This is a genomic window from Falsochrobactrum ovis (assembly GCF_003259955.1).
Classification (GTDB): domain Bacteria; phylum Pseudomonadota; class Alphaproteobacteria; order Rhizobiales; family Rhizobiaceae; genus Brucella; species Brucella ovis_A.
This window is the reverse complement of the sequence record NZ_QLMK01000010.1, coordinates 75,100-96,381: the sequence shown is the minus strand read 5'-3', so window position 1 is coordinate 96,381 and position 21,282 is coordinate 75,100. Positions and strand designations below refer to the sequence as shown.

Here is a 21,282-nt window from a genome sequence, read left to right as displayed (position 1 = left end):
TGCGGTTAACGAAGATGATCCCGCTCAGAACGCGCCGATCATCAACGCGCTGGCGACCATGGCTCTTGGGGAAATAAGGACGAAGACGAGCCATTGGCTCGTCCGTCAGCCAAAATAAATTGCTCATGATTCAGGCTCCTGCACTGCCCTCTGAATCATAGACATCACGTCAAATCAATGGGTCCTGAACCTAACCAGAAACCCATACGGATTGCATAATCTAGGTTATGGAACATTACGGCGCGTAGCGAGCGACTGTTCTCAGCTTTTACAATCGTCTATCCGGAATATGCTGAGAACCGTCGGCAGGCTCAACGGTTCACGGTTATGTAAGAAATCTCCATTGTGGACGGATATTCTATACTATTTATTGCGTGCTTAGCGTACGCGATAATTGAATGTTGCCATGGGCAAAATGGTGGCTAGTGAAGATTCTTCGGTTCAAACCTTGATTGGAGCACTGTTCATAAAATTCACAGTGTCATCAAAGTTGCGAATACCTGCGTCAGAGCCAAGACCGGTTGCAACCAAAGCAGCGCAGGCCTGAGCAAAACTTAAAGCGGTTTTGACATCCATTTTGTGATGCAGAGCGGTGATAAAGCCTGAATCGAATGCATCCCCACACCCGGTAGTGTCAACAACATCAATTTCATATGCTGGCTGACGGATGACTTCGCCCGATGCAGACATATAACAAACACCGTCACCACCCAGCGTAAAAAGACAATTCTTGACGCCGCGCTCTAGGAAAAACCGTCCTGTTGCTTCAACAGTCTCGGCCCCGCTGATTTGGCGCCCCTCTTCGATGGAGGGCATGAAATAATCAATATAAGGAAACAGCGGTTCAATCAGTCCTAGAGTCCGATCGTTTGCCCCAAGCAGATCAAACGTAGTGATACGACCGCGCGCTTTGGCTTCTGCCAGCAATTTACGGCTCGGCTCTCCATCAAGTTTTGCCAAAAGTCCCGTACCACCAAGATGAATAATGGGAGCCGCTAAAACCTTGTCATAATCTTGCTCAGTGACTTCAAAATGATCAGACGCACCGCGCGCATGCAATGCGGGACGATCGCCATTGCGACGAATGTTCAAAATAGTCGCTGATGTTGGCACACCACTCAAACGCTGAATCTGTGCGGTATCAACACCAAAACGCTGTAACGTAGAAATTACAAAATCCGCTTTCTCGTCATCGCCGACCGCGCCGACAGCCAGGCAATTAAGCCCAAGCTTTGCGAGATTTACGACCGTGCCGCCTGCTGTTCCGGCAACGGTCAATCTTATCTCTTCAATAAATTCGACATTGCCGCCTTCAGGAATAGCGTCCACTGGCCGCCCCAAAACATCGAGAATGTAAAGTCCGATAACGGAAACATGGTGAACCATAGAACCCCTCCCCCAATTGTATGTAGATTGCTGGTTTAGCTTCTGTTTCTAAGCGCAAATATGGTGCCCGCGAGCAGAATGAAGATGCCGATAATGGCAAGTTGTAGCGTGCTTGGAATACCAACAAAAATCAGCACATTGCTAACAAGCGTAATTAGGAGGACTCCGAGAAGAGTGCCTATGACTGAGCCCGAACCACCGGTAATTCGCGCTCCGCCAAGCACGACCGCTGCAATGATTTCAAGCTCCATTCCAGCCAGATCAAACGGATTGGCCAGGCGATTGCTTGAGACATGGACGACCCCTGCAATACCAGCCAAAAGACCGGCATAAGCAAAGACGAAAATCCGGACCTTAAATAGATTGATACCGAGACGCTCAGCGATCGACGGATTTCCTCCCATTGCGAAAATCGCACGTCCCATCAGGGTACGTTCTAGAATAAACCAGGTCACGAAGGCGGCGACCGCCAGCACCAGCACAGTTGCTGGCAATACGGAAACCACCCCATTGGCTGCATGGTGGGTAAACAGCGATGCCTTGCCGAAAGCATCCATAGCTGACGGAATATTCATAAACAAAGCAGTTCCGACAAAGGTCAACAAAAAGCTTCTTATGACATATTGCGTTCCAATGGTGACGATGAGTGAAGGAGCCTGAAGCTTATGAACAAGCAGGCCGTTCAACGCGCCAAAACATGCGCCGCCCATTGCAGCGAGCAAGAGAATGACTGCGATCGGCATTTCCGGAAACCAGTTGGTTACCAGCATGGTAAGCGCGTACATTACAAAGGCCGCAATTGCCGTAAACGATACGTCGATGCCCCCTGAAGCCAGCACCACCAGCACACCCATGGCGAATAGACCACGCACAACCGATGCACGTAAAATATCCACCAGATTGCTCATCTGCAAAAAATCAGGATTTGCTGCTAGTACAACCAAGCATGTAATCACTACCAGTAGCAGCGTGAACAGCTCCGGTCTTGTTCCCATCAAGTCCCATGCCCGGTGCAAGATGCCGGGTCTTTGGCTAGTGGCTCTTTCGGATGAAGTCATATCCGTCATTGCGCGATCTCCTTTGCAGTGCTGGCCATGGACGCATAGATCGCGTCTTCCGTCAGTCCATCGGCCAAATGTTCAGCAACTATCTGCCCCTGCCGCATAACCAGAATCCTGTCGCAATTCTGCAAAAGCTCAGGCAGGTCATCGCTGATTATGATCACACCCATTCCTTGATCTGCTAACCGCTGTATGATGCGGAAAATCGTATCTTTTGAACCAACATCCACCCCAACGGTTGGGCCATGCAGAATAAGCAATTGCGGATTGATCGTGAGCCAGCGACCAATCAAAACCCGCTGCTGATTTCCGCCAGAAAGTGATTGCACTGGCACTGAAACGTCGGGTGCTACGATCTGTAAATCAGAGACAGTATTTTCAGCGACTTTTCTTGCTTTGCCAGAATTGATTATGCCCAACGCATTGCGTAACCGGTTGAGGATAGGCAGGGTAATATTGTCCTGAATAGGCTTTTCAAGAAAAAGACCTTCAGTCAAACGGTCTTCCGGTACATAGCCGATACCATAGTTGATGCTATCAGCCGCAGATTGCGGGGTAATTATCTTACCGTTGAGCTTTATATGGCCAGAAATCGCTGGCACAACACCAGCGAGGGCCAGTGCTAACTCATTGCGTCCGGAATCCAGCAAACCCGTAATTCCTAGTATTTCGCCTTTTCTTAAATCCAGTGAAACAGATTGGAAGTTTTGTTCATCGCTGAGCTGATCCACCTCAAGTAGCAGCGGCCCGAGCTTGGGATCGGTGCGATAACGGGTTTCACTGATCTCCCGACCGGTCATCCAATGTGTGAGTTCTGCTTTTGAATGGGTGGCGACATCGAGTTCTGCGACTTTCAATCCATCGCGCATGATGATGGCGCGACCACCCAATGACTTACACTCGTCAAGCTTGTGTGTTACAAAGAGGACTGCGACGCCCTTACGCAGTAACCTTTCTACAACCTGCAAAAGATTGATGACTTCCTGCCGGGTCAGCGAGGTGGTTGGCTCGTCCATAATGACCAAACGCGCGTCCGAGGCGATAGCGCGTGCAATGGCAATCAACTGGCGTGTAGCAAGGGGTAAAGTATCAGTTCGGCGCTTTAGAAAAGCGTCGTCGGTGGGCAAGTGTACTTCAGCTAAAGCACGCCGTGCTGTTTCCTGCAATCCAGCTAGATTCAGCTTGCGTGATAGTTTGCCTGAAGATTCAACGAGTTGTTCTGTAAGCGCTACATTTTCGGCCACAGACAAGTTTGGCAGCAGCGATAGATCCTGATAAACAGTTTCAATTCCTGCGCGTAAGGAACCGATAGCACCTATATCACCGGCGCGGGGACCAGTGGGCACCCCGTCGATTAAGATCTGCCCCTCATCCGCTAATTGTGCACCGGAAAGAATTTTGATCAATGTGCTTTTGCCACAGCCGTTTTCACCCATCAAATGGTAAATTTGGCCTGCTTCAATAACAAAGCTGATTTCTTTGAGAGCCTTAACGCCTCCAAAGGATTTCTTGACATTTCGAATTTCAAGAAATGGCTGTGCAGAAGTGATTGGTGAAGCTGTAGCGTGCATAGGGAATTCCTGAGACCGTCAGAGTATATCGTGGCGCATCGTCTGAAGTTATGGACTTTCCAATTGATGCAGCGGCCTCAGGGCTATCTTAAGAGAAAGCCTTGAGGCAGTTTCAACTCGGACGTTTATTAGAATGGATAATCTTTATAGTTGGATTTATCCACGTCGACCCATGCTTGGCCCTGAATGATAACGCCTTTGCCGGGACCCTTAATTACGGTCATTTTCTCATAGCCGGGGACACCAAGATCCATTCCATCTGTGATTTCCTCACCCTTCAAAACCATGTCTGCGACTTTGTTCATCACATAACCGGCGTCTTTGGGGTCCCAGAAGAAGATCTGATCAACAGCACCGGTTTCGAGATAGGGGCCGGTGTCTTTTGGCAGTCCGAGGCCAACAACGCAGGTCTTGTCCTGAAGCCCTGCTTCATCAACAGCGCGTCCGATCCCGATTACATCGATTGCCGATGAGCCCTGAAAGCCTTTGATGTCGGGATATTTGCGCAGAATTTCTTTGGCCTTTTCATAGGCCCTGTTGGCGTCATTGAAGGATTCATTCTTCTCTGCAACCAATTCCATTTCTGGATATTGCTTTGCATTTTCAGCACCTGCTTCAACCCATTGATTATGAGTCAAACTTCCGAGCGAACCTACAAAACTGGTCCACTTGCCAGATTTGCCCATGCAGTTGGCAAGCGCTTCGTTCATACGCTCTCCGAATGCCCGGTTGTCAAACGCCTCAATGTCAACATCGACATTGGTCAGGCTATCACCTTCATGGGCGATGACTTTAATGCCGCGCTGGGATGCACGACGGAGCACTCCTTCTAGCGCAGATGGATCCATCGGCACAACTGCAATCGCGGAGACGTTTTTGGCAACAAGGTCTTCGATAATCCGTGCCTGCTGCGCAGCATCAGCTCTCGCCGGCCCAACCTGATTGGTGCTGACATGGCTATTGTCTTCACCATAGGCATCGACGCCTTCATTCATGCGGGTAAACCAGTTTTCGCCGGTAACCTTCACGACCGTTGTTATTGTCGGTTTTTCCTGCGCGATAGCAGATCCGGCCATCATCGCACCAGCAAGCATGGTGCAAGCCATAAATTTAGTGATTATACGCATGTTTCTCCCTCCGATGATAAAACTAAGCTGATATTTGGCTTCACCCAACTCCTCCACTGGCTTACTGAGATCGGCTTATCGTCTTAAACGGAGCCAATATCCAAGATCGACACGCGCCGATGCCAGCAGCACCAGCAGCAACACGCCCCATGCGAGATCACGGAAGAAGTTGGAAATATCCATAAAATTGAACAGACTCGAGAGAATCTGAAGCGCAGTGGCAGCAAGCAGCACACAGAGGACTTTTCCATAACCCCCTTCCGGCTTTACCCCTCCCAAAACTGCAATCAGAATGGCGATCAGTACATAAGAGCCGCCATAATCCCATTTCACCGATGAATTGCGGGCAGCGATAATAATCCCCGCTATCGATGCCAGAACTCCACAGATGGTGTAGGTGATAAGCAGCATGCGGGTTTCATTAATGCCGCCATATCGTGCCGCTTTGGAATTGCTGCCAAGCAACATAAGTTTGACGCCAAAGGGCGTATATTTCAGCACAAAGCCAAGCAAAGCTGCGATCGCAAGAAACAGAGCAAAACACATAGGAATGCTCAAGATTGGCATATTGCCAAAATTATCCAGCGGCTCGATATATCCTAGGGTGATCGCCGATCCATTGGTGAGAAATACCGCAAAACCTGTGAAAACCAGCTGAGTGCCAAGCGTTGCAATCAATGGGGTGAGCCTGGCATAGGCAATCATGACGCCATTAATTAAACCGCCAACAAGTCCCACACATAATGCCAAACCAGCAAATACCCAGGAGAACAGCAAGGGGGCCTCATCGACCGGAATGATTTGCCGAGCCAGTAGGAAAGCGACGATTCCTGCTAGATTGGCAAGAGCGATTCCAGAAAGATCAATACCGCCATTGCCTGAAATCATGGCCAGTGCGACACCGAGTGCCAGCAGTCCGAGCTCTGGAACTTGAGCAGCCATCGATTGAAGATTGTAGCTGTCCATAAAGTGCGCACCTGCAAAAGTTGCACCTGCCGCAAGCACCGCAATATTGATCAGCAGCAGAAAAAGCGTCTGCCTGTCCAAACTTATCGATGGCACTTTATATCCTCCAGATATCAAGGGCTCCCCACCCTCTGAACTGCTTTAAGCCGTCCTTGCCAATGTCATGTCGGGATCTCCATTCCCCGTGATGCCGCCTCCAGCCAATGCCCGTTGCGATTGCCATTTAGAATGGCTTTTCGAAACGACTGTCCGGAATTGGGCATGTGATTATATCGTTATAATCCACATTTTGACATTTGTTAAATACTATCCGACTATTTTCAGAAAAAGCAAATGTAAAAACCTCACCTGAGCAGAAAACGGCCTTTAGTCCGCCTCTCGTCGGATTCCGTTAAAGAAAATATGTCAAGGAAATGCGGCGTCTAGTGAGGCTAATTTTTGTGCGTCAAATTCCTGATTGGATCAATTTTGTGCTGATGAAGCCATCGCCTGTAAGATAATAACGGTTGATGCCGCACCCGGATCAATATGCCCTAGCGAACGTTCGCGCAGACGTGCTGCGCGTCCTTTGGCTGCAATCATAGATCGGGTAGAATTCGCTCCCGCAGTGGCTGCTGTTACCACTTTGTCCCAGAAGTTGCGCTCATCGAGCTGGTTCGCCACGGCGAGCTGGGCTGCTTCCGCGGCGGGCAACCATGCATCCAACATGGTTTTATCGCCGTGCTGGCCTAATCCGCGATCCCGAATGCCGATGCCGATGGACTGAATGATAAGTGCGAAAGTTGCTAGATCGAGTTCATTTTTACTCGCAGTTGCTTTCGCAGCCCGGCGAAAACCGGTCGCATAAAGTGGCCCGGTCGAAGCCCCGACAGCGTTGATGAATGCGGTTGCAGCCGTATCAAATATTGCTGAAATATCGACATTGTCCAGATCAAGTCTGGCCAGTTCATTACGCACCGCCTGAAAGCCCAATGCCATTGTCGTGCCGTGGTCCCCGTCTCCAATAGCACCATCAAGTTCCGATAGCCGATCACGATCAGCTTCCAAGGCTGCCGATACAGCATCAAACATATGGGCAAGACGACGAGCCGCAGTTACTGACATGGATATCTCCTCGAACCTTATAGCCACAACATGTGTTGATTATATAAGGGGAATGCTAATTTTATTTCCGACATAAACTCTATTGTACATTCAGCCAATTTTCAGACTGGCCGTTTCGCAAGGATGGAAAAGCAAGTCGCTCAATTCCGCATCAAGATGCATGATTGAGACCGATGCTCCGACCATATCCAGCGACGTGCAATAATGACCGATCCAGTTTGCTTCAATCTGAATATTCTTGGCCTCAAGACGCTGGGCCACGCGGCGATAAATCACGTAAAGCTCCATCAAAGGCGTTGCCCCGAAGGAATTGACTAGTACCGCTACACGGTCGCCAGAAACAGCCTGCATTTCGTTGAAGATTTTATCCATGATACCGTCAACGATCTCGTCAGCCTGACGAATGCGATCACGCGAAACACCGGGCTCGCCATGTATGCCCACGCCAATTTCCATGTCATCCGGACCAATTTCGAAATTATGTCGGCCACTTTGCGGCAATGATCCGGGTTCCAACGCGACACCCACGGTGTAAACACGTGAGTTCGCCTTGCGCGTGACAATTTCGCAGGCCTCCAATGTAAGTCCTTTATCACAGGCAGCACCGGCGACCTTGAAGACAAAGAAATTACCCGCCACGCCGCGCCGACCATCCTTGTCATCAATCGGCGAAGACGCAATATCGTCAGTCGTCAGCACAGTGCGGATGGGAATTCCTTTTTCAGCGGCCATTTCAGCAGCCATCTCGAAATTCATGACGTCGCCGGCATAATTTCCATAAACGAAAAGTACGCCCTCGCCGCCCGAAGCGGCCAATGCGCATTGAACGATTGGATCGGGCGGTGGCGACGAAAAAACATTGCCGACGGCTACTGCATCCGCAAGCCCCTTCCCGACATAGCCCAGAAAACAGGGCTCATGCCCTGCGCCTCCGCCGATCACCAGCCCAACTTTACCTGGGCGAGGCCCTTCTCGTGCTACCAAAGCGCGATTAGAATCGCCAATGGGTTGAAGAAACTTTCCGTGCGCCCGCACAACTCCGTCAAGCATTTCTTCAACCACCTCATTGGGATTATTGAGGAATTTTTTCACTCTCACGCGAAAAGTCGCTGGAAGCTGGGTCGGTTTTGGCTTCTGAGTAAGCCGAGCCTCCAGATCAATGACCCCATCGGCGCGCAATATTCCCAGTCCGGTGGCGGCATCTGTCACCAGAACATTGATAAACCCGCCGCGAAGTGCGGCTAAAAGCGCGGGAACTTTGTCGAAACCGCCAGCAACCCCGATCCGTGTATGAATTTTCCGCAAAATATCGAGGGGTAAACCAATGGTGCGCTCATCTAACGGCCCTGAAACTGCATTTCCTCGTTCATCGATAAACCGACCTGCCACCACGCCGACCGCGCCTGCAGCAAGATATTGCTGTAGCGAAACAGATTCGAAAAAACCGCTTGTGTGAATTGTGGAATTTGGCCGAAGCGAAGAAATTCCAAACAATATCCGGTTTGCACGTTCAAGGATTGCGAACTGCTCCTGAAGCAATGGCTCTTCGCGCATCATATCGCGTACTTCTTTGGAACGAACCATTGCTGGCGCGACAATATTCACGCAACGGGCAGAGAGTGCTTCCGCAAGCACCGCCGCACAACGCTCCGGTGTGTAAGGAATAGAGGCTGTCGTGCCGCCTGTCGCCTGAACAACTGTCATATCCTGCAAGAAACTGATAGACGTATGTTCGGCGACGGAAAGAACGGTTCTGCCCCATGATACGGCGATCGTGTCACCTGATTTCAAAATTTTGTTAAGCGCGTGCGCACCTGCAACGCCGAGACGATCGATCAGTGGCCTCACATTGTCATCATGCGGGATTATAACACAATCAGTTAATCCGAAATGGCGCTTGAGCAATTGTGCGACTGTCAGAGATTCAAGCAGGCCCGGTTCCAAAGAGATTTTGACTATCCCTTTCTCGCGCGCTTCCGCAAGATAACTATTTACCGTTGCTCGCGATATGCCCATCGCATCAGCGATTTCGCTCTGCGTTAATCCATCTTCATAATAGAGCCAGCAGGCCCAAACATAAGGGTCATCGCCATAACGCATCGGAATTGCGTTAAATTGCTCCCCTGCGCCGGTTTTAGACTTGCTTTGCTTGCGCGATGTATTGGGCTTGATGGTCATTCGATGTTCTGTTCCCTCTCGCTTCTGCGCTGCCAACATGGAAGTGTTCCCACGCAATTGCAACATGGTGAAACGCATTTGGCGTCTGAGCCTATGAACTCACACAGTTTCAGACGCCAAATCAGAAATCAGGTTCGAATTATTGCAAACGGCTTTTTGCTTGCGCTGCCAGTTCGGTAAGGATAAGCGCGCAAGACGTCGCCCCCGCATCCAAAACGCCCAGAGAACGCTCTCCCAGCCGGCTCGCACGGCCGATCTTTGCAACAAGATCAATCGTGGAATCTCTACCAGCTTCCGCGGCGGCGGCCATCGCGTCAAGGCTTTCAGCAAAGGATAGATTCTGCGCATTTGCATCGTCAAAAGCCGTGACGGCAGGAATCAAGCTGTCCAGCAATGTCTTGTCGCCGAGCTTGGCAGATCCGATGGACTGGATACCGTCCAGACCGGCATGCAGCATTGTGCTGAAAGCGACGGTATCGATATTATCCACGCCTTCCAATTTCTCAGCGAATTCGTTGAACATCACGCCGTAAAGCGGTCCCATTGAACCACCGATTTCCGTGAGCAAAACGGTTCCCAGCGTTTCAAGTCCTTCGGCAAGTGAGACGTCCTTACCCTTCAGACGTTCAGCGGCGAGACCGAAACCCTTAGCCATGTTGACGCCATGGTCACCATCGCCGATTTTACCGTCGATTTCACTCAGATAGGCTCTATTTTCGATGATCCGTTCGGCGAGTGAGACAACAATTTCACCCGCACCGGCATTTTTGAATGTTTGCGTCATCTGGCCCTCTCTCACAAAACCGCGGTGCAGCGCGCTTCAACGTCGAGCAATTCCTTCAATTCATCATCTAGCGCCATAACTGTCAGAGTAGCGCCGACCATTTCTAAAGAGGTGAAGTAATTGCCGACATAGGTGCGATAGATTGTAAGACCGCGTGCGGTAATTTCCTCTTCGATCGTATCGTTTAGAATATATAGCTCATTGATCGGTGTCGCGCCTAAACCTGAAACTAGAACCGCAACCTCTGTGCCTTCGGGAAGATTATGATCGTCAAGAACGATCTTGCACATATCGCGGGCGACTTCGTCTGCGCGTTTGAGCGGCTCGATACGCACACCTGGTTCGCCATGATGGCCAATGCCAACTTCCATTGTTCCGGGTTCAATTGTAAAGTTTGGATGGCCAACGGCCGGAAGCGTGCATGGACCAAGACCGATGCCAATCGAACGGCAATTGTCGATAGCTTTCTGCGCGGTGGCTTGCACTTCCTGAAGGCTCGCGCCAGTTGCGGCTTTGGCCCCGCCGACTTTCCACATAAAGATTTCGCCCGCAACGCCGCGACGCTTTTCTCGTTCTTCAATGGGGGCAGAACATACGTCGTCATTCGCTACGACGGTGAGCACTTCAATCCCGTCTTTAGCGGCGAGTTTCACCGCCATTTTGACGTTCATATTATCGCCGGCATAATTGCCATAAAGACAGACTACGCCCTTTCCGCCATTGGCTTCCCGAAATGCGTCATGAAAACTTTTGGCTGTGGGGGATGAAAAAAGCTCGCCGACTGCCACCGCATCGAGCATGTTCTTGCCGGTATAACCGATGAAAGCCGGTTCGTGCCCAGAGCCACCGCCGGTGACTACACCAACCTTCCCCTCGATAGGTGCATGTTTTGCGACAACTACGCGCGGGTTCTCTGACGATAACCGTACGATGTCTTTATGTGCTTTTACAAAACCTTTGACGGTCTCTTCGACTACTTCGTCCGGGTTATTTATAAATCGTTGCATTTTACACCTATCGAAGGCGGAAAGATGGTTCCGCAATATTTATGGAAACTCTGGTAGCGATAGCTAAGTTCTGGATCAAAGAACCGTATAACCACCATCAACTACAAGATCTGCACCGTTAATCATGTCGGCTGCACCAGAAGCGAGGAATACAGCAGCGGCTGCAATTTCTTCCGGATAGGCAAAGCGTCCGGTTGGGATACGTTTTTTGGCATTTTCTCCCTTTTCGCCTTCCCAGGCTTTCTTGCCCAGTTCGGTTAGAACAATCGTCGGAGAAATCGTGTTCGCGGTAATGCCGTATTTGCCCCACTCTGCTGCAAATGTTTTGGTCATGCCGATGACGCCAAATTTGGACGCGCAATAAGCGACATGCTCTTCAATAGCAACACTGCCTGCCTGTGAAGCGAGGTTAATGATCTTACCACCCTTACCGGCTGCGATCATCGCCCGTCCGACTTCCTGAGTAACAAGGAAGCTGCCTTTCAGATTGATTGCTATCGTGCGATCCCAATCCGAAAGAGATAATTCTTCGGCGGGTGCGAGAAAAACGACACCGGCGCTATTTACGGCAATATCGATTTTCCCGAATGTTTCAATCGCATTTGCAACAGCCGTTTTGACTGATGCGGGATCCGAAACATCGCAGACAAATGGCTTGGCTTGGTCTCCCAATGCATCCGCTTTGGCGCGTGCTTGTTCAGCGTTAATATCAAGAACGGCAACTTTTGCGCCTTTTGAAATAAAAGCTTCCACGACGGCAGCCCCGATGCCGGACGCTGCTCCTGTGACCAGAGCGACTTTACCGGTAAGCGGAAAATTCAGATCGATTGGGGGAGATTGGTCGGACATTTAACAATCCACTCTTTCACACTGAAAATCGAGGTGGGGAATTCGCCCCACCCCCCAAGGGTTTTACTGGCGTGTTTCCAGCAGCTTGTCGACGTTCTCAGTCGTTACAGGCGTCCATGGCACATTATATTCTTTATCCTTGCCATCGTTGAACGGCATTTCAGGATATTGTTCCCAAATATCAGACTGAGGTTGATAATCGCCGCCTTTCGCGTGGAAAATCGCAAGGTCCATTGCGCCTTGGGCCTGAGCACGAGCATCCTGAAGGATTGATGTCATGGAACCGTCTTTGACGGCATTAAGCGCATCGGTCACGCCATCGATGCCAGCGATTGCAAAATCTTCGACCTTTAATCCGGCAGATTTGATTGCTTCGATAGCACCCAATGCCATTTCGTCGTTCTGACCGATGACGCCGTTAATCTGTCCTTGATGTGCTGTCAGCCAGTTTTCCATGAGAGTCTGGGCTTCTGCACGCGACCAGTTCGCGGTCTGCTGTTCGAGCACTTTGACTTCCGGGCACTCAGCAAGTGCTTTCATGTTGCCCTCAAGGCGCGAGACCTGAGCTGATTGGCCAATGGGACCTTCCAGGATGACGACATTGCCTTTACAGCCGATTTTGTCGAGAACGTTTTTTGCTTCCATATAGCCGGATTCAACGTCGTCAGAACCGACATAAGCTGCCAAGAGGTCGGAATTAACCCGCGTGTTAGAGCCAACCACCGGTATATTGGCATCCGCTGCTGCCTGCACTGCGGTTGCACCGGCTTCAACGTCAATCGGTACAAAGATGATCGCATCAAATTGCTGCGTCACCATTGTGTTGAACTGTTCCTGCTGCACCAACGCGTCATAACGCCCGTCGAAGATCGTAAGCGTCACTTCGCCATTTTTTACTGCAGGATGTTCTTTGAGCGCTTCTGACCAGATTTGCATGAACTCCGCATTCAACCCATAAGGGGCAGCACCAATCTTAAGCTTTTCCTCAGCGCTGGCCTCGCCGGTAAAAAGCGCAGTGGCCGAGGCCAGAGCAATAAGCAATTTTTTCATTTCTTTTCCTCCATAGTGCCCGCATTGCTCCAGCTATGCGGAGTTGTTCATTTAACAGATCAGAAACTCGCCGAGCTAAACGCTTTGATTGCGCTTTTGATCGAGCATCACCGCGCCCACGATCAGCGCCCCTTTGAGAACTTGCTGGTAGTAGGATTCGATACCCATCAGATCGAGGCCATTATTCATGACGCCGATTATAAGCGCTCCAATAAGTGTGCCAGTCACCCGGCCAACGCCGCCAGCAAGGCTCGTGCCCCCAATAACTACCGCAGCAATTGCGTCTAATTCATAGGCGATACCTGCTTGGGGAAGGGCCGATCCGGTGCGGGCCGCAAGCATCATTCCTGCAAGACCAGCTAGAGCGCCTGAGATGATATAGACTGCAAAACGAACCCGAGTGACATTGATACCGGAAGTCTTTGCGGCATGTGGGTTTCCGCCTACAGCATAGACGTAGCGGCCAAAGCGCGTACGCGTAAGGACCCACCAGGACGCAATAAACACGACTGCCAGAATAATGACGGGCAACGGGATACCCATAATCTTTGCGGTACCGATCCAGCGAAAATCAGGTGTTAGCGCTGGCACAGGCTTACCGCCGCCATAAATGAGCGTCATGCCTCGCGCTGCTGAGAGCATGCCCAATGTGGCAACAAAGGCGGGGACCGAGAAACGCGCAACAATTGCCCCGATCGTGGCTCCGCAAGCAGAACCTACCGCGAGTCCGACAATAATTGCGATAATGGCGGGATAAGGAGCACCAGTAACGCCGGCCGTGGCGGATGTGGTTGCAAGGCTCGCCGCTACGATACCCGCAAGCGCAGCAACCGATCCAACCGATAAATCAATACCGCGAGTTAGAATGACAAATGTCATTCCGATTGCGAGCACGCCATTGATCGACGTTTGTAAAAGGACGTTTGATATATTGCCTGTCGTCAGAAAGTAAGGATTGGAAACAGACAGAACAACGACCAGTAGCAAGAATGCTAGGAAAATACCGTATTCCTGAATAATCAACCGCCGGTTTTCGGATGCAAACCACCCGCGCGTTAGACTTTTCTCACTATCACTCACGTTCTAAGCCTTTCTTTTTCAGGCAAAATTCCATCGGCGTTTATTCTGTTTAGGTGGATAAATGCACCAGCTTTTGTGCATCGGTGTCAGCTCTGTCAAAGATGCCCACGGGCTGACCTAACCGCATAACCATGATGCGATCAGACATTCCCAAAACCTCATCTATTTCAGATGAAATCATCAAGACCGTGCCGCCCGCTTCGGTAAATTCGCAGATAATCCGATAAATTTCTCGCTTGGCCCCCACATCCACTCCCCGCGTGGGTTCATCCAGCAGTAGCAAGCGAGGATTGCGTAAAAACCATTTTCCCAGCACGACTTTTTGCTGATTTCCACCGGAAAGACCTGAAACCGGCATCGTATCGCGCGCAGCTTTAATGCCGAAATGCTTGATCATTCTGGCGCCGGCTTCTGCTTCCTCGCGGTGGCGCATAGCAAAGGACGGGCTCAACTCCGGAAGGCTTGCCATGCAGATATTAGCTCGCACGCTGTCGGACAGATTAAGACCCGTCAGTTTGCGGTCTTCTGTCACAAGAGCTACGCCTTCAGCCATAGCGTCGGCAGGTTTACCTATCTTAAGAGGATGGCCTTCAAACCGGATCGTGCCGCTGCTGGCTTTATCAAGGCCGAATATGCAGTTAAATATCTCCGTGCGCCCCGAACCCATTAGGCCGTAAATGCCAAATATTTCTCCTCTGCGCACCGAGAAAGAAACATCGCGGATTTTTCCTGGCAGTGCGAGATCAGCAACTTCAAAGCTGATCTCAGATGACGGCTTATTGGTTTTGATAAATTCTTCACCTAGCTCTCTACCGACAATAAGTCGGATAAGTCCGGGACGGTCGATCTCACTAAGGGAACCCGAACCGACATAGCTACCATCACGAAAAACCGTATAAGAATCCGCGATTTGAAAAATTTCCGAAAGCCGGTGAGAGACATAAACGATGCCTTTGCCCTCGGCCTTAAGCCGATCGACCGCTTCGAATAAATATTGCGCTTCTTTTTCACCAATCGCAGAAGTCGGCTCATCCATGAAAATGACGTCAGCGTTGTGGCTGAATGCTTTCGCAATTTCCACTAATTGCATCTGTGCGACCGACAGTTGCGACATCAACTGCGTGGCCCGGATATCAAAGCCTAACCGGTCTAGAAGCTGCTGAGCTTCCCGGTTCATTTTTTTAAAATCAATTCCCCCAAAACGCGCTGCGGGCTCGCGTCCGAGAAAAATATTTTCTGCCACACTCATATAGGGAACTGGGCTGAGCTCCTGTTCAATAATAGCGATGCCGGCCTTCAATGCTTCTGCGGGGGAAGAATAATTTACCTCTTTGCCGCGAAGCCATATTTTGCCGCCATCGCGCGGCTGAATTCCCATCAGGATCGAAAGAAACGTGGATTTTCCCGCGCCATTTCCTCCGCATAAAGCGTGGACCGAACCGGCACGCAATTCGAGCTGGCCGTTACGCAAAGCGGCAACACCACCAAAAGATTTTTTAAGTCCATCAACTTTGAGAAGAATCCCCACGCCTTCCTCCATGGCCGCATTCGACAAAAATCAACCATTGTTCGACATTTGTCAATACTGTAAAGTGGAGATGATAAAGCTGAAGGTGATCGATGCACCGACGCATCTCGTCCGCACCTCAACCTATGAGGAGGTTCGCGTGCTTTTTAATAGAAAATCCAACACTCAAACGAATGTGATTAGCACATTCGTGGCGCGGTAAATTCGGCTTATTTGTTGGCTTGAATTGCATGTTTTGATTTTGCATGGGTGCGAGGCTGCGAGGCCGTCAACCCCTCATGCGGGACAAGAAAGCGGGCCGCTTTTGCAAATGGGCATAGCGCAGTCTCATTCGCTGACGCGCTTCAGGCCCCAAACGGTCTCGACCGCTTGGGGCCTGATCTATTTACCTAGTTGGAAGCTTGAGCGCTTCGTGCTGTAGCTGGATTCTCGCGGCATATCCCTCAGATTGCAAGATATTCGTTACGCAATCCTTCGTCGTCGAGAAGCTCTTGAGCGCTACCCGAGAAAACAAGTTCGCCCGTATCAAGGATGACAGCGCGATCAGCGAGGCGTAATGCGGCAACCGCATTTTGCTCGACGATAATAGTCGTGATACCGCGCTTTTTAATGTCATAAACGATGTTCTCGATTTCCTTTACAATCACCGGCGCCAGCCCCTCATAGGGTTCATCTAGCAGAAGCAGTTTTACTTGTCTCGAAAGCGCTCTGGCGACCGCAAGCATCTGTTGTTCCCCACCAGATAATGTCACCCCTTCCTGCTTGCGACGATCTGCCAGCCGAGGAAAATGATGGTACACTTCTTCCAGTCCCCAACCGTGACCCGGTGCCACCTGCGCCAGAATCAAATTTTCCTCGACTGTCATCCCCGTAATGATACGCCTATCTTCCGGAACAAGCTGAATACCCGCACGGGAAGCTTGCCAAGATTTGACATTGTGCAGGGGCTGGCCTTCCAGCCAGATTTCTCCCTGACGCAGTTCGGGATCATCCATTCGGGCGATCGTACGCAGCGTGGAAGTTTTTCCCGCACCATTGCGCCCCAATAGCGCAACGATTTCACCTTGTCGCACATCCAGTGAAACACCCTGCACAATATAGCTTTCGCCATAAAAGGCATGTGCATTACGCATGGCAAAGAATGCCTTGGACGGGTCCGCTTCTGTCACCGCTGAAACGGCTTCACGCTTTGCAGTGATGACGTTCATTCTACAGTTCCTCCAAGATAGGCTTCCTGCACCCGTGGATCATCCTTGATCTGCTGCGGCAGACCGGATGCGATGATACGGCCTTGCGCCAACACCGAAATAGTGTCTGCAAGTGAAAACACCACGTGCATGTCGTGCTCGATAATGACCTTTGTCATTCCGCGTGACTTGATTTTTTTCAAAAGCTCAATGGTCGTATTGGTGTCGTGCCGGCTCATGCCAGCCGTCGGCTCATCAAGCAGCAGCAAACGAGGACGCTGGATGAGGCACATAGCCAGTTCCAACCGGCGTTTATCGCCGCGTGAAAGGGCGCCGGCAATGTCCTCGCGCCGGGCACGAAGGCCAATTTCATCAAGTAAATGATGAGCTTCCTCACGGATTTCATGCTCATTATCGACACAGCGGAAGATGCTGATCCGAAAAGCCCCGTCGCGTCGTGCAAAGGCCGGAGCCATTACATTTTGCAACACGGTTAAATCGGGAAAAATTTCCGGAGTTTGAAAAACCCGTGCAATACCAAGCTGATTGATCTGATAAGGCGACTTGCCTGTCAGAACCGTTCCATCAAACACAACCGCGCCGGTTGTTGGAGCAATGCGGCCTATGATGACGTTTAAAAGCGTCGATTTCCCGGCACCATTTGGACCTATGATGGCATGTGTTTTCCCTTCTTCGATTTGTAGATCGATATCGGAAAGCGCGCGCAAACCACCAAAGTTTTTATGCACATCCGCGGCATGAAGCACAATATTGGGTACTGGCTGGTTCATGTCTCTACTCCGCAGCTTGTGTTGTAAGATGTCTTTCTTCTTCCGGCATTCTGCGTCGCTTTAGCCGTTTCATAATTCGTTGCCAGCCTTCAACCAATCCGCCCGGCAAGAACACAACGATGAGCACGAACATAAGCCCAAGCGTGAGGTGCCAACCTTCGCCAACAAATTTCGAAACGATAGTAACCACAACAGTTTGGACACCGTCAGGAAGAAATGAGAAGAAATTATTGAGCGTATTCACATTGATGGCAGAGAAAATATTCTCAAAATATTTGATCAACCATGCTCCGACAACCGGTCCAAACAAAGTGCCCGCCCCGCCCAAAATTGTCATGAGCACGACGTTTCCAGACTCAGTCCACCGCATACGTTCAGCACCCGCGATCGGGTCTGTTACGGATAAAAGTGCACCGGCAAGCCCGGCAAACATGCCCGAAATGACAAAGGCCGTCAGCGTATAGGGTCTGGTATTAAAACCGGTATAATTCATCCGCATTTGATTGGACTTGATGCCGCGCAGCGCCATACCAAAGGGCGAAGCAAAGATTTTCTGCGAAATATAAAACGCAATGATCAGGATGATGGCGCAAATGTAAAAGCCCATATACCCACTGACAACGCCGCCAAAGAGTGTCGGCTGCGGGAGGCCGAAGGCCCCTTCGCGCACCCCAAAAAGCGTATCCAAATAACGCGGATCGGTTTTGGCGAGCAGCAATCCCGTTTCACCATTGGTGATCGGAGTTAGGACTGAATAGGCGAGATTGTAACTCATCTGAGCAAATGCGAGTGTGAGGATTGAAAAATAAATCCCGGAACGACGCAGGCTGAAATAGCCGATCAGCAATGCGAAAAGCCCTGCCAGAATGACCGCAAAAAAGATTGCAGGCACAATATCCATGGTCAGCAGTTTGAATGACCATACTGCTGTATAGGAGCCAACACCCAGAAAAGCAGCATGACCAAAGCTGAGATAGCCAGTGAGGCCGAAAAGGATGTTGAAACCAATGGCGAAGATCGCATAAATCGCAAACTTTTGCATAAGGCCCGGATAGGCCGCACCGAAAGGTGATAGCCATAGCGGCATGCTGAGCACGATTGCGCCAAAAATCACCAGAATAAGGAGGTCCTTGCGTGAAATTGATAACATAGTCGCCTAGGTCTCCATAATTCCGCGCCGCCCCATCAACCCCCGTGGACGCACGAGGAGAACGACGACAGCAACGAGATAGATGATGACTTGGTCAATGCCGGGGATCGTTGATTTGATCTCGGTCATTGACGCGAATGACTGCAGAATTCCGAGCAGGAAACCCGCCAAAACAGCGCCCGTAAGCGAACCCATGCCGCCTACGACGACCACCACGAAACTTAAAACCAGAAAGTCCATTCCGAGCTGGTAGTTGGGGGCTAGAAGTGGCGTATACATTACACCCGCGACACCTGCGACGACCGCGGCAATGCCGAAAACCACGGTGAAACGGCGATCAATGTCGATGCCCATTAAGCCCACAGTCTCACGATCTGCCATGCCCGCGCGCACTACCATGCCAAAAGTGGTAAATTGCAGGAAGGCAAACACAGCGCCGATTGTCAGCAAAGAAAAGGCAAGATAGACCAAGCGCCACCACGGATAGGTAAGCATATGGGGTTCCATACCAATCAAAACGCCTAAATCCGCGGCGCTGCGCAGATCCGATGGAATGGGTTGCGGGATTGGATTGGGTCCGAAGAAACTCTTCACAATCTCTTGCAGCACAATCGCAATGCCAAAGGTGACCAAAATCTGCTCAGCATGGGAGCGTTTGTAAAAGTGCTTTATCAACCCACGCTCAAGTGCGATGCCAATGAATAGCATCACCGGGATGGCCAGTAGAATTGATACTGGCACCGAATAATCCACCAGCACGGCACCAAAATCGCCAAACCATGTTTGTACCAGCGGAGTACGTACTTCGAGCGGCGTTCCCCATGGTGACAATTGGGTCGGGTCGACGGTGATAGTTTCCATTGTAATAAGGTAGCGAAACGCAACCGCGCAAAAGCAGCCCAGCATAAACAACGCCCCATGGGCGAAATTGACAACGCCGAGCGTGCCAAAAACGAGCGTCAGGCCAAGGGCAATCAGTGCATAGGCACCACCCTTATCGAGCCCGTTGAGTAATTGTGCAAAGAACGCGTTCATCCTGTCCCCGTGAAATAAAATCGTTTCCGGACCCGACATAAATGCGGGTACCCGGCGCTAAATGCGCCGGGGCGTCAGGTATCAGCAGGTTTTGGCGTCATATGGACCCAGATCACCGCCGAACATGTCGGGTTCGTAGGTCACGTCATCGCGCGTGGTTTTACCGATCACGTTGAGAACATCGAACTTGCTGGTCGGGTTCTCATTACCGCGCACCACGAGAACTTCCTTGAAGCACTGATGATCAGCGTCGCGATAAAGCGTCGGCCCGTTTCCAGCGCCATCAAATTCAAAACCCTCTAGCGCCTTAATGACTTCCGGCGGATAGAATGTGCCCGCGCGTTCGACCGCATCAGCGTAGAGAATGGCTTGCACATAACCGGTATGTGCCGACTGGGATGGTGGCGAACCATAGGCTTCGCCGTAGGATTTGGTGAAAGCTTTGGTGCCTTCATCATCCAGCGCCCAATGCCAATTGGATGTACCGATAATGCCTTTCACCGCGTCGCCCGCACCAACGGCCATCAATTCGGAGAACATGGGAACGACGATCTCAACGTTTTTGCCATTTGCCTGCCGATCACGCAGGCCAAACTGAACTGCCTGAGGCAGCGAGTTCACCATATCGTGGCCATAATGGTTAAGAATGAGAACATCGGCCCCAGAATTCATGACTGGAGTGAGATATTGTGAATAATCGCCAAGCCCAAGAGGCGTGCGAACAGTAGCAACTGTTTCCCAGCCCAGAGCTTCCGTGGCCGCTTTGATCGATTCTTCCTGTGTCCAGCCCCATGTATAATCGGCGGTCAGATGATAGGCTCGGCGATCCTTACCATATTCTTCTGCCAGGAAAGGTGCGATCGCGACACCAGATTGATATGCATTGAAAAAATGTCGGAAGCCGTAACGGCGCTTGTCTTTGCCGGTCGTATCATTGGAATGTGTGAGACCGGACATATAGATCACGCCCATTTCCTGACAAAGCGATTGCTGCGCAATGGCTTCGCCAGAGGTTACTGACCCTGTGACCATTATAGCGCCATCGCGCTCAATCATGCGGCGGGCGCCGTCGCGGGCGGCGTCTGTATTGGTTTGTGTGTCGCCTGTGACATATTCAACTTTCTTGCCAAGAACCCCATTGCCCTTGAGTGCAAGCGGTTTAAGGGTTTTCAAAATCCCCCCATCACCCTCACCATTGATATGTTTGACAGCAAGCTCATAAGCCTTGAGTTGATCAAGCCCCTCTTCGGCATATGAGCCTGTTTGCGGAACGTTGAAACCAAAGACAATCCGACCTTTAGCAGGATCGTTGCAGAAATCTTCTGCCCAAGCACCTTTGGTAAAAATATGCGGTGTGGCGAGTGTCACAAGCCCAGCGCCTGCACCCTTTAGGATGCCGCGTCTGTTCATACGAAACCTAGTCATGAT

General features: G+C 50.8%; 18 protein-coding genes and 1 pseudogene. All 19 read right to left on the bottom strand.

Annotated features, from left to right (window positions below; genetic code table 11):
* Positions 1-127 (bottom strand): annotated as a pseudogene (locus tag C7374_RS11740) (IS5/IS1182 family transposase); the annotation flags it as partial.
* 314 nt (positions 128-441) lie between these two features.
* Complete coding sequence (locus C7374_RS11735) at positions 442-1,386, bottom strand: carbohydrate kinase family protein (RefSeq protein ID WP_111575814.1); 945 nt, start codon at positions 1,384-1,386, stop codon at positions 442-444.
* Positions 1,387-1,421: 35 nt separating this feature from the next.
* Complete coding sequence (locus C7374_RS11730) at positions 1,422-2,453, bottom strand: ABC transporter permease (RefSeq protein ID WP_111575813.1); 1,032 nt, start codon at positions 2,451-2,453, stop codon at positions 1,422-1,424.
* On the bottom strand, positions 2,450-4,018 hold the full coding sequence (locus C7374_RS11725; protein ID WP_111575812.1) for a sugar ABC transporter ATP-binding protein: 1,569 nt from the start codon (positions 4,016-4,018) through the stop codon (positions 2,450-2,452). The genes C7374_RS11730 and C7374_RS11725 overlap by 4 nt, the downstream gene beginning before the upstream one ends.
* 128 nt (positions 4,019-4,146) lie before the next feature.
* On the bottom strand, positions 4,147-5,124 hold the full coding sequence (locus C7374_RS11720; RefSeq protein WP_374850398.1) for a substrate-binding domain-containing protein: 978 nt from the start codon (positions 5,122-5,124) through the stop codon (positions 4,147-4,149).
* A gap of 96 nt (positions 5,125-5,220) precedes the next feature.
* Positions 5,221-6,207 carry an ABC transporter permease gene (locus C7374_RS11715; protein ID WP_111575810.1) on the bottom strand — a complete coding sequence of 329 codons (987 nt, stop codon included), beginning with the start codon at positions 6,205-6,207 and terminating at the stop codon, positions 5,221-5,223.
* A 366-nt stretch (positions 6,208-6,573) separates the two neighbouring features.
* Positions 6,574-7,215, bottom strand: a complete 642-nt coding sequence (dhaL, locus tag C7374_RS11710) for a dihydroxyacetone kinase subunit DhaL (RefSeq protein WP_111575809.1) — start codon at positions 7,213-7,215, stop codon at positions 6,574-6,576.
* Positions 7,216-7,305: 90 nt separating this feature from the next.
* Positions 7,306-9,393, bottom strand: coding sequence for a bifunctional sugar-binding transcriptional regulator/dihydroxyacetone kinase subunit DhaK (locus C7374_RS11705; protein ID WP_111575826.1), 2,088 nt, complete (start codon positions 9,391-9,393; stop codon positions 7,306-7,308).
* 139 nt (positions 9,394-9,532) lie between these two features.
* Positions 9,533-10,177: a dihydroxyacetone kinase subunit DhaL gene (dhaL, locus tag C7374_RS11700; protein WP_111575808.1), complete on the bottom strand. Its 645-nt coding sequence runs from the start codon at positions 10,175-10,177 to the stop codon at positions 9,533-9,535.
* An 11-nt stretch (positions 10,178-10,188) separates the two neighbouring features.
* Positions 10,189-11,184 carry a dihydroxyacetone kinase subunit DhaK gene (locus C7374_RS11695; RefSeq protein WP_111575807.1) on the bottom strand — a complete coding sequence of 332 codons (996 nt, stop codon included), beginning with the start codon at positions 11,182-11,184 and terminating at the stop codon, positions 10,189-10,191.
* 75 nt (positions 11,185-11,259) lie between these two features.
* The gene (locus tag C7374_RS11690) at positions 11,260-12,033 is read right to left on the bottom strand and encodes an SDR family oxidoreductase (RefSeq protein WP_111575806.1); all 774 of its coding nucleotides are present in this window, start codon (positions 12,031-12,033) and stop codon (positions 11,260-11,262) included.
* A gap of 63 nt (positions 12,034-12,096) precedes the next feature.
* Complete coding sequence (locus C7374_RS11685) at positions 12,097-13,083, bottom strand: substrate-binding domain-containing protein (protein WP_111575805.1); 987 nt, start codon at positions 13,081-13,083, stop codon at positions 12,097-12,099.
* 75 nt (positions 13,084-13,158) lie between these two features.
* The gene (locus C7374_RS11680; RefSeq protein ID WP_111575804.1) at positions 13,159-14,163 is read right to left on the bottom strand and encodes an ABC transporter permease; all 1,005 of its coding nucleotides are present in this window, start codon (positions 14,161-14,163) and stop codon (positions 13,159-13,161) included.
* A gap of 49 nt (positions 14,164-14,212) precedes the next feature.
* On the bottom strand, positions 14,213-15,691 hold the full coding sequence (locus C7374_RS11675) for a sugar ABC transporter ATP-binding protein (RefSeq protein ID WP_111575825.1): 1,479 nt from the start codon (positions 15,689-15,691) through the stop codon (positions 14,213-14,215).
* 443 nt (positions 15,692-16,134) lie between these two features.
* Positions 16,135-16,899: an ABC transporter ATP-binding protein gene (locus C7374_RS11665; RefSeq protein WP_111575802.1), complete on the bottom strand. Its 765-nt coding sequence runs from the start codon at positions 16,897-16,899 to the stop codon at positions 16,135-16,137.
* Positions 16,896-17,669: an ABC transporter ATP-binding protein gene (locus C7374_RS11660; protein ID WP_111575801.1), complete on the bottom strand. Its 774-nt coding sequence runs from the start codon at positions 17,667-17,669 to the stop codon at positions 16,896-16,898. Before C7374_RS11660 ends, C7374_RS11665 begins: the two co-directional genes overlap by 4 nt.
* A gap of 4 nt (positions 17,670-17,673) precedes the next feature.
* Entirely contained in the window at positions 17,674-18,819 is a 1,146-nt protein-coding gene (locus C7374_RS11655; RefSeq protein ID WP_111575800.1) for a branched-chain amino acid ABC transporter permease, read from the bottom strand.
* A gap of 6 nt (positions 18,820-18,825) precedes the next feature.
* Positions 18,826-19,854: a branched-chain amino acid ABC transporter permease gene (locus C7374_RS11650; protein WP_111575799.1), complete on the bottom strand. Its 1,029-nt coding sequence runs from the start codon at positions 19,852-19,854 to the stop codon at positions 18,826-18,828.
* 81 nt (positions 19,855-19,935) lie between these two features.
* Complete coding sequence (locus C7374_RS11645) at positions 19,936-21,279, bottom strand: substrate-binding protein (protein WP_111575798.1); 1,344 nt, start codon at positions 21,277-21,279, stop codon at positions 19,936-19,938.
* Between the last annotated feature and the right edge of the window lie 3 nt (positions 21,280-21,282).